Here is a 12352-nt window from a genome sequence, read left to right on the forward strand (position 1 = left end):
GTGGCCGAACCCTGCCCTCAGGAGCCGTTCATGCACGACCTCTCTCCCTCCGGACTCTCTTTCTCCGCCCCGAGCCGTCGCGCCCTGCTGCGCGGCATCGGCGGTGCCGCCGTCCTCGGCGCCGGGATACCCCTGCTGAGCGCGTGCGGCGGCAGCAGCACGGCTTCCGACTCGAAGACGGTCACCGTCGGCTCCAACGCGTCCGACGCGGTGCCGAAGAAGGCCTTCGCCGACATCTACGCGGCCTTCAAGAAGCAGTCCGGGATCACGGTCGACGTGAACACCAAGGACCACAACACCTTCCAGGAGCAGATCAACTCCTACCTCCAGGGCACCCCGGACGACGTCTTCAACTGGTTCGCCGGCTACCGCATGCAGTTCTTCGCGGCCAAGAAGCTCGCCACCCCGATCGACGACGTGTGGGCGAAGATCGGGGACAACTTCCCCGACGCGATGAAGAAGCTCAGCAAGGGCGAGGACGGCAAGTACTACTTCGTGCCGCTGACCACGTACCCGTGGGCGATCTTCTACCGCAAGAGCGTCTTCCAGCAGCACGGCTACACCGTCCCCACCACCTGGGACCAGCTGGTCGCCCTGTGCAAGCAGATGAAGAAGGACGGCCTGGTCCCGATCGCCTTCGGCGACAAGGACGCCTGGCCGGCGATGGGCACCTTCGACCAGATCAACTTCCGCACCAACGGCTACGACTTCCACGTCGACCTGATGGCCGGCAAGGCCGCCTGGACGGACCCCAAGGTCAAGGCCGTCTTCGACCACTGGGCCGAGCTGCTGCCCTACCACCAGGACGGCTTCATGGGCCGCACCTGGCAGGACGCCGCGCAGACCCTGGTGGCGAAGAAGGCCGGCATGTATCTCCTGGGCTCCTTCGTGGCGCAGCAGTTCACCGTCAAGGCCGACCTGGACGACCTCGACTTCTTCGCCTTCCCGGAGATCAACCCCGCGTACGGCCAGGACACCGTCGAGGCGCCGACCGACGGCTTCATGGTCAGCAAGGCCCCGAAGAACCACGACGGCGTCGTGAAGCTGATGGAGTACCTGGGCTCGCCCGCGGCCGAGCAGACCTACCTCAAGGCCGACCCGAGCGTGGTCGCCGCCTCCAGCAAGGCCGACACCTCCGCGTACTCGCCGCTGCAGAAGAAGGCGTTCGAGATGATCGGCGGCGCCAAGAGCCTCACCCAGTTCATGGACCGTGACTCCCGGCCGGACTTCACCTCCACGGTGATGCAGCCCGGTCTGCAGAAGTTCCTCCAGAACCCCAAGGGCGTCGACGGCTTGCTGTCCTCGATCGAGCGCCAGAAGAAGACGATCTTCGCCTCCGCATGACCATCGACACCTCCCCGAAGAACCCGGAGGCGGCCGCCGTGCCGTCTCCGGGTCCCGCGCTTGCCAAGAAGCGGGTCCCGCAGGGGCACAAGCGTCTGCTGACCCGCCGTGACCGCGTCACGCTCGCCTTCATGGCGGGCGTGCCCACGGTCCTGCACGTGGCCCTGGTCTGGGTCACCGCCCTCGCCTCCATCGCCCTGGCCTTCACCTCCTGGGACGGCATCGGCTTCAGCTCGATCAAATGGGTCGGCCTGGACAACTTCCGCCAGCTGTTCACCGACAACCCGCAGTTCTGGCCCGCGGTCCAGCACAACATCATCTGGTTCGTCGTCCTCATCCTGATCCCGACGCCGTTCGGCCTGTTCCTGGCCGTGCAGCTGGACAAGAAGATCCGCTTCAGCCGCGTCTACCAGACCGCGTTCTTCCTGCCGGTCGTGGTGTCGCTGGCCGTCACCGGGTTCGTCTGGCAGCTCGTCTACAACCCCGACACGGGCCTGATCAACAGCCTCATCGGCGCCAACAAACCCGGCCACTACATCGACTGGATCGGCAACCCGCACCTCAACCTGTGGGCCGTGCTGATCGCCGCGTCCTGGCGGCACGCCGGCTACATGATGATCCTGTACCTGGCCGGTCTGAAGGGCGTCGACCCGTCCCTGCGCGAGGCCTCCTCGCTGGACGGCGCCAACGAGTGGCAGACGTTCAAGAACGTCATCTTCCCCACCCTGCGCCCCACCAACACGGTCGTCCTGGTCGTCACCATCATCGAGGCCCTGCGCGCCTTCGACCTCGTGTTCGTCTTCAACAAGGGCGCCCAGGGCACCGAGCTGCTGTCGATCCTGATCACCAACAACATCATCGGCGAGTCCAGCCGCATCGGCTACGGCTCGGCGATCGCGGTCGTCCTGCTGGTGATCTCCCTGGCCGTGATCATCCCGTACCTGATCGCGACCTTCCGCAAGGAGCGGCGCGCATGAGCACAGCTGTCGTGACCAAGCAGCGCACCCCCGTGCGCCCGGCCCGGGTCCTGCTGCACACCTTCCTCGTCGGCACCTCGCTGGCCTGGCTCGCCCCGCTGCTGTGGGCGGTCTACGCGGCCCTGCGGCCCTACTCGGAGACCAGCAACAAGGGCTATGTCTCCTGGCCGGACAAGCTGAACTTCGACAACTTCACGAACGCGTTCACGCAGTCCGACATGCTGCACTACTTCGGCAACACGCTGATCATCGCCGTCCCCGCGGTGCTGCTGACGCTGTTCCTGTCGTCGATGGTCGCGTTCTACGTCAGCCGCTTCGACTTCCGGCTCAACATCTTCCTGCTGCTGGTGTTCACGGCCGGCAACCTGCTGCCCCAGCAGGTCATCATCACCCCGCTGTACCGGCTGTACCTGCTCATCGACCTGCCCGGTATCACCATGAGCGGCAAGCTGTACGACTCCGCGCTCGGCCTGGTGCTCATCCACATAGCGTTCCAGTCCGGCTTCTGCGCCTTCGTGCTGAGCAACTACATGCGCATGCTCCCGCACGAGCTGACCGAGGCCGCGCTCGTCGACGGCGCCTCTGTGTGGCGGATGTACTGGCAGATCGTGCTGCCGCTGTGCAAGCCCGCGATGGCCGCCCTGGCCACCCTGCTCTCCATCTGGATCTACAACGACTTCTTCTGGGCCATCGTCCTGATCTCCACCGGCGAGAACATGCCGATCACCTCCGCCCTCAACAACCTCTCCGGCCAGTACTTCACCGACCCCAACCTGGTCGCCGCGGGCGCCCTGCTCACCGCGATCCCCACCCTGATCGTCTACTTCGCGCTCCAGCGGCAGTTCGTCAGCGGCCTGACCCTGGGCGCCAACAAGGGCTGACGTCCGGGAACAACCGGGGCGCGGCACCCCCCGTCGGATGCCGCGCCCCGTCCCCCGCTTCCCCCTCGGATGTGGTCAGTCCGTCGCCGCCAGGGGCGGCAGCTCCGCCAGGTTCACCGGCGGGAGCGTGCCCGAGCGGGCGGCCCGGGCGTACCAGTGGGCGCTCGACTTGGGGGTGCGGGCCAGGGTGGCGTAGTCGACGTGGATCGCGCCGAAGCGCTTGCCGTAGCCGTAGGCCCACTCGAAGTTGTCCATGAGGGACCAGAGGTAGTACCCGCGGACGTCGGCGCCGTCGCTGATGGCGCGGCGGACCGCGGACAGGTGGCCGTGGAGGTAGGCGATCCGCTCGGGGTCGTGGACGCGGCCGTCCGAGTCGGGCTTGTCGTCGTAGGCCGCGCCGTTCTCGGTGATGTAGAGCGGCAGGCCCGGGGCCTCGCGGGTGTAGCGCATGATCAGGTCGTGCAGGCCGGTCGGGTCGACCGTCCAGCCCATCTCCGTGCGCTCACCCGGCGTCTGGTGGAAGGCGACGTCGTCCGCGCCGGGCCAGGGGGAGAAGGAGCTGGAGCCGTGGCCGTCGGCGCGCGCGCCGCTCGCGTGCGGGTCCGCCGCCGAGACCAGCGCCGGGGTGTAGTAGTTGAGGCCCAGCGCGTCCAGGGGCTGCTTGATGGCCGCCAGGTCGCCGTCCTGGACGTGGGACCAGTCCGTGATCAGCTCCGTCGCGGCGTACAGCGTCTCCGGGTACGCGCCGTGCAGCATGGGACCGTGGAAGACGCCGTTGGCCAGGTCGTCGATCTTCCGCACCGCTGCCAGGTCCGACGGGTCCGGCGAGAACGGCCGTACCACCGAGGAGTTGAGGCTCACCGCCACCGAGTTGCGGGCCGGCATCACCGAGCGCAGGGCCGTGGTGCCCAGCCCGTGGGCCAGGTTCAGGTGGTGCGCGGCCTTGAGGGAGGCCGCCGGGTCCGTGCGGCCGGGCGCGTGCACACCGGAGGCGTAGCCGAGGAAGGCGCTGCACCACGGCTCGTTGAGCGTCATCCAGTGCTCCACCCGGTCCCCGAGCGCCTCACCGACGATCTGCGCGTACTCCGCGAAGCGGTAGGCGGTGTCGCGCTCCGGCCAGCCGCCCGCGTCCTCCAACTCCTGCGGCAGGTCCCAGTGGTAGAGGGTGACCGCCGGCTTGATGCCGTGCGCGAGCAGCTCGTCGACCAGCCGCCGGTAGAAGTCCAGGCCCCGCTGGACCGCCGGACCGCGACCCGTCGGCTGCACCCGCGGCCAGGAGACCGAGAAGCGGTACGCGCCCAGGCCGAGCTCCGCCATCAACGCCACGTCGTCGCGGTAGCGGTGGTAGTGGTCGACAGCGATGTCACCGTGCTCGCCGTCGGCCGTCTTGCCCGGCGTATGACTGAAGGTGTCCCAGATGGAGGGCGTACGGCCGTCCTCCCGCACCGCCCCCTCGATCTGGTACGCGGAGGTCGCGGCGCCCCAGAGGAAGCCGGGCGGAAAGGTCACCGGTGTGCCCGGCGTTTCGGACTCAGTCATGGAAGCGCTCCCATTGGAGGTCGAGGAGACCGACGAGTGGATGGAGGGAGGGGAGAGGGAGAGGAAAAAGAAGGGGCTGGGACGACGGTGGCCCAGCCCCTGGGAAAGTGCCTAGCCCTTCACGGCGCCCTGCATGATGCCGCCCACGATCTGCTTGCCGAAGATCGCGAAGACCAGCAGCAGCGGCAGCGTGCCCAGCAGCGCGCCCGCCATGATCAGGGACTGGTCGGGCGTGTAGCCGCGGCCCAGGGCCGCGACCGCGACCTGCACGGTCGGGTTGCCGGTCTGGGTCAGGACCAGGAAGGGCCACAGGAAGTCGTTCCAGGTCTGCACGAACACCAGCATGCCGAGCACGGCCATGGCCGGCCGGGCCGCCGGGAACACCACGTGCCACACCACCCGCCAGCTGCTCGCCCCGTCGACCCGGGCGGCCTCGATGATCTCGTCCGGCAAGGCCTGGATCAGGTACTGCCGCATGAAGAACACCCCGAAGGCGCTCACCAGCGACGGGAAGATGACCGCCTGCAACTGGTCGGTCCAGTCCAGCTTGGCGACCATCATGTACAGCGGGATCACGCTCAGCTGCGGCGGCACCATCATCGTGCCGATCACGATCAGCATCATCGCGCCACGGCCCCGGAACCGCAGCTTGGCGAAGGCGAACCCGGCGATCGTCGACAGGAAGACGACGGTCGCCGCCGAAACTCCGGCGACCACCGTGGTGTTGAAGAACGCCTCGCCCAGATTGGCGTCGGTCCACGCCACTTCGATGTTGTCGAGGAGGTTGCCGCCGAACCAGAACGGCGGCGGGGTCTGCGCCAGCCGGTTGTTGTCGCGCGAGGCGGCGATCGCCGACCACACCAGGGGGAACAGCGAGATGATCGTGAACAGGATGAGGATCGCGTACGCGATCGGGCCACCGTGGAGTTGCCCGCCGGCCCGCGCGGCCTTGGGCAGGCGCGGGCGCCGGGGAGGTTTGTCCACGGGCTTCGGGTCGGCGGGCGTCAACGTAGTCGTCACGGCCGGAACTCCTTAACTACTGGCGCGCAGCCGGCGCGAGATGACGTAGTTGACGACGCCGATGACGATCAGGATCAGGAACATCGTCCAGGCGATCGCCGAGGCGCGGCCCAGGTGCTGGGCGACCCAGCCCTGCTCGTACAGGTACAGGCCGAGGGTCTGGAACTGGTGTTCCGCGCCACCGGACGTGCCCTTGTTGGCGTCGAACAGCAGCGGCTCGCCGAAGACCTGGCTCGCCCCGATCGTCGACACCACGCACGTGAACAGGATCGTCGGACGCAGCGAGGGCACCGTCACATGGATGAACTGCTGCCAGCGGCTCGCTCCGTCGAGGGCCGCCGACTCGTACAGGTCGTGCGGGATCGCCTGCATCGCGGCGAGGTAGATCAGCGCGTTGTAGCCGGTCCAGCGCCAGATGATGATCGACGACACGGCGATCTGCGAGGGCCACTTGTCGTTCTGCCAGTCGACCGGATCGATGCCGACGGCGTCGAGCACCCAGTTGATCATGCCGTAGTCGCGGCCGAAGAGCATCACGAACACCAGCGAGGCGGCGGCGATCGAGGTCGCGTACGGCGCGAGCATCGCGACCCGGAAGAAGGTCGAGGCCCGCAGCTTGTAGTTGAGGATGTGGGCGATACCCATCGCCATCAACAGCTGCGGAACGGTGGAGATGACGCCGATCGTCAGGGTGTTCTTCGCCGCGTTCCAGAAGAACTCGTCGTCGAAGATGCGGGTGTAGTTGCGCAGCCCCACCCAGTTCATGTCGGTCGGCGCGGTCAGCTCCACCTGGTGCAGCGAGGCCCAGCCCGTGTAGAGCAGCGGGAACAGGCCGAACGCGATGAACAGCAGGAAGAACGGGGAGACGAAGGCGTACGGGCTCCAGCGGATGTCCCGCTGCCAGCGCCGGGACAGCCGGGCGCGCTTCCGCTGCGCCGCGGCGGTGTCGTTCCCGGGCGGGCGGCCCGGGGCCGCGCCCCCCTCCTTCACGGGGGGCGCGGCGGTGTCGGGACGGGTGGTCATACGGGTCACTGGTCCAGCTTGTTGTCGATGGACTTGACCGCGGAGTCCCAGGCATCCTGCGCCGACTTGCCCTTCGTCACCAGGATGACGCCGTTGTCCGACAGGCCCTGCTGGATGATCTGGTCCTTCGGGCCGATCACCTGGACCGGGGCGCCCTTGGCGGCTTCGGCGAAGACCGTGCCGATCGGCTGGTCACCGGTCATCTCGTTCACCGCGCCGGTGACTTCGGGCATGGTGTAGGCGGCCGGGGCGCTCGGGAAGCTGGCCTGCACCTTGAACAGCCTCGCCTGCTGCTTGGGCGCGGTCAGCCAGGCCACGAACTTCTGGGCCTCCGCCACGTTCTTGCCGCTCTTGGGCACGGTCAGGAAGGAGCCGCCCCAGTTGCCGCCCTTGGGCGCGGCGGCGACGGCCCACTTGCCCTTCGCCTCCGGCTTCGAGTTGTCCTTCAGGGTGCCGAGCATCCACGGCGGGCAGGAGATGGTGGCGAACTTGTTGTTGGCGATCGTCGAGTTCCAGGACGGCTGGAACTGCGTCTGCGACTGGACCAGTCCCTTCTCGGCGGCTTCCGCGGTCAGGTTGAAGGCGGCCCTGACAGCCGGGTTCGACTTGTAGATGACCTTGCCGGAGGAGTCGTAGAACCTTTCCTTCTCACTGCCGAGGATTCCGTTGAGCAGACCGCCGGGGGAGTCCATGAAGACGGTGCCGCTGGGCGCCTTCTTCTTGTACCGCTCGCCGACCGAGATGAGCTTGGCCCAGTCACCGGCCCACAGCTTGCCGACCTCGCCGGGGTCGGTGGGCAGACCGGCCTGCTCGTAGAGGTCCTTGCGGTAGCAGATCGCCGTCGGGCCGACGTCGGTGCCGAGGCCGACCGTCTGGCCGTCCTTGGTCGTGGCCTGCTGCCACTTCCAGTCGAGCCAGTTGCTCTTGTCCACGCCCGAGACCTTGGAGAAGTCCGAGAGCTTGTCGGCCTGGGTGCTCACGATCTCGGAGATGTTGGCGACCTCGACGGCCTGGACGTCCAGCAGCCCGCTGTTGGTGGTGAGGTGGTTCAGCAGCGGGGGGTAGTAGTTCTCGTTCCGCTGGATGACGTTGTCGGCGATCTTGATCTTGGGGTTGAGCTTCTCGTACTCGGTGTAGAGGCCGGCTTCCTTGAAGCCCATGGTGCCGAACAGGCCCAGGGTGATCGTGGTCTTGCCGCCGCCGTCTCCGTCCGTGGACGAGTTCTTGTCGTCGCCTCCGTCGTCGGCACAGCCGGCCAGCAGCCCGGCGCCCAGCGACGCGACAGCCGCGAGAACAACCGCCCTGTTGCGGGCGGATCGGGTACGTGCTCGCATTGCGTCCTCCTGTTGCCCTGACGTGCCGACCCCCCGGCCAACTGCGTTGTTGGACCCGTTAGTTCTAGCTGCGGCTCGGGTGGGGAACGTGCGGGATGTGTATGTGTCAGGTACCGTGGGAGCGCTCCCACTCGTGATGTGTTGAAGGTTCGTCGGTGCGGGCGGGGGTGTCAAGGGAGTCGGCAAGGAGATATGTCTTCAGTTATCAGCCTGTTAACTAACTCCGGGGGGCGGCGATCCGGCCAGTCGTCCGGGCCCCTCCCGCGCGGACGCGGGAGCCCACGGGGGGCGGCCGGGCCCTCGGCAGACTGTTAGATTCCAGGCCAGCGTGATGATGACGGCGGGAAGGCGGAGCCCATGGCAAGCCACGGAGCGCGTGGCCGAAGCGGTGGCCGGCCCACCCTCGAAGAGGTGGCGGCGCGGGCGGGCGTCGGTCGCGGCACGGTCTCCCGAGTGATCAACGGCTCGCCCCGGGTGAGCGACGCCACCCGGGCGGCGGTGGAGGCGGCGGTCGCCGAACTGGGCTATGTGCCCAACACCGCGGCACGCGCCCTGGCCGCCAACCGCACCGACGCGATCGCCCTCGTCGTCCCCGAGCCGGAGACCCGCTTCTTCGCGGAACCGTACTTCTCGGACATGCTCAAGGGTGTCGGAGCCGAGATCTCGGACACCGAGATGCAGTTGCTGCTGATCTTCGCGGGCAGCGACCGGGAGCGGGCCCGCCTCGCTCAGTACCTGGCGGCGCACCGCGTCGACGGCGTCCTGCTGGTCTCCGTGCACGCCGACGACCCGCTGCCCGACCTGCTGGCCCAGCTGGAGATCCCGGCGGTGATCAGTGGCCCGCGATCCGCCGCGGAAACGCTCCCATCGGTCGACTCGGACAACTACGGCGGCGGCCGGTCGGCGGTCGAGCACCTGCTGGCCCGCGGTTCCCGGGTGGTCGCCCACATCACCGGCCGGCTCGACGTGTACGGCGCCCAGCGGCGCGTCGACGGCTACCGCGACGCCCTGCGGGACGCGGGGCACGAGGCGGACGAGCGGCTGATCGAGCCCGGCGACTTCACCGAGGAGGGCGGTCGGCGCGCGATGACGAGGCTGCTGGACCGCCGTCCCGACCTGGACGCGGTCTTCGCGGGCTCGGACGTGATGGCGGCCGGCGCCCGTCAGGTCCTGCGCGAGGAGGGCCGCCGTATCCCCGACGACGTGGCGCTCGTCGGGTACGACGACTCGGCCATCGCCCGCCACATGGACCCGCCGCTGACCAGTGTGCGCCAGCCCATCGAGGAGATGGGCCGCAGGATGATCGACCTGCTGCTGACCGAGATCGCCGACCGTCGTCCGGCGGTCACCCGGGGGCTGGAGCGGCGTCAGGTGGTGCTGGCGACGGAGCTGGTGGCGCGGACGTCGTCCTGACCGGTCACGGCCGGTGCGCCCCTCTGCGAGGTCGCCGTCGCGGGCGCTCGGTGCGGTGGGTGACGAACCAGGCGATGCCCAGGAGTACGGCCCCGGCCAGCCAGCAGAAGATCACGAGCCAGGCCCCGGTGAGCGACTCCGGGTCCTCGGCGTCCCGGCACAGCGCCCCGGCGCACCCCTCGCCCGCCGCCTCGAGGGCCACCGCGAGCCACACCAGCATGGCCAGGTTGAACGCGAGGAACACCCAGGTCAGCAGCCTCCACCGGGGATGGTGCGGGGCCCGCATGACGAGCCTCCCAACGTCATGAATGGCTCATAATCTGACAATACGCCTGTACGATGCAGGCGAGACCGTGTGGAAAACCGGCGCCGTCCATCCCGCTCCGAGACGCATGCTGGGCCCATGACCGAGCATCCGCCGACCTCCCCTCCACTGCTGGACATCGACGAGGTTCCCGAGCTGGAGCCCCACCTCCACGGCGTGGGCGAGGTGTTCCTCGCCTTCCGCACCCAGGACTCGGGCTGCGTCTCGTACGGTGTCCAACTCCCCGACGGCACCCGCTGTTTCGTCAAGGAGGCCACCACCGACGCCGCCCACCGCTCGCTCGACCGCGCCTGGGCCTTCCATCGATCGGTCCGACACCCGGCGATCGTCCCGCAACTGCACCGGATCGCACTGCGGAACGGCCGTACGGCGACGGTGATGCCCTGGCGCGAGGGCGAGTCCCTCTACACTCCGTCCGGACGCTCCCACCCCGACAGTCCCCGGTCCCGTTTCCGCGCGCTCCCGGTCCCCCGGATCCTCGCCGCCCTGGACCGTGTCCTCGACGCCCATCTCGCGGTGGAGGCCGCGGGCCAGGTCGCCGTCGACCTCTACGACGGCGCCTTCCTGTACGACTTCCGGGCCGCCGAGCTCCACCTGATCGACCTCGACGAGTACCGCCCGGGCCCGTTCGTCCTCACCGCGGACCGCCTCCCCGGCTCGCGCCGCTTCATGGCCCCGGAGCAATGGCGGCGCGGCGCCGTCATCGACCTTCGCACGACGGTGTACGTCCTCGGCCGCGCCGCCCGCATCCTCCTGGACGCCGGCGACGACGAGCGCGCCTTCCGGGGCACGGCCGCACAGGCGGCGGTCGTCGAACGGGCCACCCGCCCTGATCCGGACGAACGTTTCCAGAGCGTGGGGGAGTTGGTGACGGCGTGGCGGGCGGTGGCCGCTTGAGAGGCCGATGACTTTCGCAACGCCCCCCTATTGGCCGCCCAGGTCCAGCCGCCACCGTCGCTCGCCGTCCTGCTCCTCCGCGGTCGGCGCGAGGCCGGCCGCCGTGGCGACCGAGGCCGACGCGAGGTGCTCGGGGTGGATGTGGGCGATCACCGTCCGCACGGACCGCTTCCCGAGCCACTCGACGAGCGCCCGCGCGGCCTCCGAGGCGAACCCGCGCCCCTGCCAGGGCGTCCCGACCATCCAGGCGATCTCGGCGGTGTGCCCCGGGCCCGCGGTGTCTCGACCGGGCCCCGCGCGTCCCCGCGTGATCGTCGCCTGGACCGTTCCCACCAGGCAGTTCTCCGCGCGGGGTCGCAGTACCCAGTTGCACCACCTGACGTCCGGGTCCGGCGACCCGGCGACCAGCCGCTCGTAGCGGGTCCGTAGCGCCTCGGGGGAGTAAGGGGTGCCGCCGATGAAGGTGTGCAGGGCCGGGTCACCGAGCACGGCGGCCATCTCCTCGGCGTGCTCGACCCTCAGGGGGAGGAGAGAGAGGCGGGGGGTGGAGACAGGTTCGGCGGCCAGGAGGGGCTCGATCATGGGCTGACCCTCTTCGAGGTCGGTGAGGAGCCGGGGCCGCTCGGGGCACGGGTGCCGGGAACGACATCAGCCGGTGACCTTGTTTCCAAGGCCACCGGCTGATGACTGAGGGTGAGTGACGGGACTTGAACCCGCGGCATCCTGGACCACAACCAGGTGCTCTACCAGCTGAGCTACACCCACCATGTCGGCGGTTCGGGTTTCCCCGACCGGCCGAGAAAAAGTGTACAGGGTCCGAAGGGGTGCTCGCGCCCGGCTTTCGCGGCGCCCCTTCGAGGGCCGCTGTTCAGTCCTGTCGTCCGGGCAGGACGTGCTTGGTGGCTATCGCCTTGGCGGTGTCGGAGTCGGGGCCCGGCTGCGGTACGAAGACGGCCTCGCGGTAGTAGCGGAGTTCCGCGATGGACTCGCGGATGTCGGCGAGCGCGCGGTGGTTGCCGTTCTTCTTCGGGCTGTTGAAGTACGCCCGCGGGTACCAGCGCCGGGCGAGTTCCTTGATGCTGGACACGTCGACGATCCGGTAGTGGAGGTAGTCCTCCAGCGTCGGCATGTCCCGGAGCAGGAAACCGCGGTCCGTCCCGACCGAGTTGCCGCACAGCGGGGCCTTGCCGGGTTCCTTCACATGCTCCCGTACGTACGTCAGGACCTGCTCCTCGGCGTCCGTGAGGGTGGTGCCCCCGGACAGTTCCGTGAGCAGTCCGGACGCGGTGTGCATCTGACGCACCACGTCCGGCATCGTCTCCAGTGCCTGGTCCGGCGGACGGATGACGATGTCCACACCCTCGCCGAGGATGTTCAGCTCGGAGTCGGTCACCAGGGCGGCCACCTCGATGAGCGCGTCGTCGGACAGCGAGAGGCCGGTCATCTCGCAGTCGATCCACACCATGCGATCGTTCATGCGACCACCCTAAGGCTGGCGTGCGCCGATGTGAGCGCCCGGTGCGCCCGCGGACCGCGCCGGGGGAGGGAACAGGCGGCGGGGGCGGGCGCCCACCGGCACCCGCCCCCGCCGCCACACCT

12 protein-coding genes and 1 tRNA gene are annotated in these 12352 nt (G+C 68.9%); 5 read left to right on the forward strand and 8 right to left on the reverse strand.

Annotated elements, in window-relative coordinates; genetic code table 11:
- Positions 1 to 30 precede the first annotated feature (30 nt).
- Genes ACFYRY_RS08130 through ACFYRY_RS08140 form a run of 3 tightly spaced genes read left to right on the forward strand, consistent with a single transcriptional unit; the run spans position 31 to position 3202 of the window.
- The gene (locus ACFYRY_RS08130) at positions 31 to 1344 is read left to right on the forward strand and encodes an ABC transporter substrate-binding protein (protein ID WP_389141423.1); all 1314 of its coding nucleotides are present in this window, start codon (positions 31 to 33) and stop codon (positions 1342 to 1344) included.
- Positions 1341 to 2321, forward strand: a complete 981-nt coding sequence (locus tag ACFYRY_RS08135) for a carbohydrate ABC transporter permease (protein ID WP_389141425.1) — start codon at positions 1341 to 1343, stop codon at positions 2319 to 2321. The genes ACFYRY_RS08130 and ACFYRY_RS08135 overlap by 4 nt, the downstream gene beginning before the upstream one ends.
- The gene (locus tag ACFYRY_RS08140) at positions 2318 to 3202 is read left to right on the forward strand and encodes a carbohydrate ABC transporter permease (protein ID WP_389141427.1); all 885 of its coding nucleotides are present in this window, start codon (positions 2318 to 2320) and stop codon (positions 3200 to 3202) included. Before ACFYRY_RS08135 ends, ACFYRY_RS08140 begins: the two co-directional genes overlap by 4 nt.
- 75 nt (positions 3203 to 3277) lie before the next feature.
- Here the strand turns inward: ACFYRY_RS08140 and ACFYRY_RS08145 are convergent, their stop codons facing one another.
- The 4 genes from ACFYRY_RS08145 to ACFYRY_RS08160 all read right to left on the reverse strand — a co-directional run bounded on the left by ACFYRY_RS08145 (position 3278) and on the right by ACFYRY_RS08160 (position 8118).
- On the reverse strand, positions 3278 to 4741 hold the full coding sequence (locus ACFYRY_RS08145) for a GH1 family beta-glucosidase (protein ID WP_389141429.1): 1464 nt from the start codon (positions 4739 to 4741) through the stop codon (positions 3278 to 3280).
- A 111-nt stretch (positions 4742 to 4852) separates the two neighbouring features.
- Positions 4853 to 5761 (reverse strand): carbohydrate ABC transporter permease, encoded by a 909-nt coding sequence (locus ACFYRY_RS08150; protein ID WP_389141431.1) that lies wholly within the window; start codon positions 5759 to 5761, stop codon positions 4853 to 4855.
- 12 nt (positions 5762 to 5773) lie between these two features.
- On the reverse strand, positions 5774 to 6784 hold the full coding sequence (locus tag ACFYRY_RS08155; protein ID WP_389141433.1) for a carbohydrate ABC transporter permease: 1011 nt from the start codon (positions 6782 to 6784) through the stop codon (positions 5774 to 5776).
- A gap of 5 nt (positions 6785 to 6789) precedes the next feature.
- On the reverse strand, positions 6790 to 8118 hold the full coding sequence (locus tag ACFYRY_RS08160; RefSeq protein WP_389141435.1) for an extracellular solute-binding protein: 1329 nt from the start codon (positions 8116 to 8118) through the stop codon (positions 6790 to 6792).
- A 357-nt stretch (positions 8119 to 8475) separates the two neighbouring features.
- Between ACFYRY_RS08160 and ACFYRY_RS08165 the strand changes: the two genes are divergently transcribed.
- Positions 8476 to 9531, forward strand: a complete 1056-nt coding sequence (locus tag ACFYRY_RS08165; protein ID WP_389141437.1) for a LacI family DNA-binding transcriptional regulator — start codon at positions 8476 to 8478, stop codon at positions 9529 to 9531.
- 4 nt (positions 9532 to 9535) lie between these two features.
- On the opposite strand, the gene ACFYRY_RS08170 is transcribed toward ACFYRY_RS08165, so the two are convergent.
- Positions 9536 to 9817, reverse strand: a complete 282-nt coding sequence (locus tag ACFYRY_RS08170; protein WP_389141439.1) for a hypothetical protein — start codon at positions 9815 to 9817, stop codon at positions 9536 to 9538.
- Positions 9818 to 9934: 117 nt separating this feature from the next.
- Between ACFYRY_RS08170 and ACFYRY_RS08175 the strand changes: the two genes are divergently transcribed.
- Complete coding sequence (locus ACFYRY_RS08175; RefSeq protein WP_389141441.1) at positions 9935 to 10753, forward strand: serine/threonine protein kinase; 819 nt, start codon at positions 9935 to 9937, stop codon at positions 10751 to 10753.
- A gap of 27 nt (positions 10754 to 10780) precedes the next feature.
- Here the strand turns inward: ACFYRY_RS08175 and ACFYRY_RS08180 are convergent, their stop codons facing one another.
- From ACFYRY_RS08180 to orn, 3 genes are all read right to left on the reverse strand, one after another.
- The gene (locus tag ACFYRY_RS08180) at positions 10781 to 11335 is read right to left on the reverse strand and encodes a GNAT family N-acetyltransferase (RefSeq protein ID WP_389141443.1); all 555 of its coding nucleotides are present in this window, start codon (positions 11333 to 11335) and stop codon (positions 10781 to 10783) included.
- A gap of 110 nt (positions 11336 to 11445) precedes the next feature.
- Positions 11446 to 11518: transfer RNA gene (locus tag ACFYRY_RS08185), tRNA-His, on the reverse strand.
- A gap of 103 nt (positions 11519 to 11621) precedes the next feature.
- Entirely contained in the window at positions 11622 to 12230 is a 609-nt protein-coding gene (orn, locus tag ACFYRY_RS08190) for an oligoribonuclease (RefSeq protein WP_389141445.1), read from the reverse strand.
- Between the last annotated feature and the right edge of the window lie 122 nt (positions 12231 to 12352).

Source organism: Streptomyces sp. NPDC005263 (assembly GCF_042872365.1).
In the GTDB taxonomy this organism is placed as follows: Bacteria; Actinomycetota; Actinomycetes; order Streptomycetales; family Streptomycetaceae; genus Streptomyces.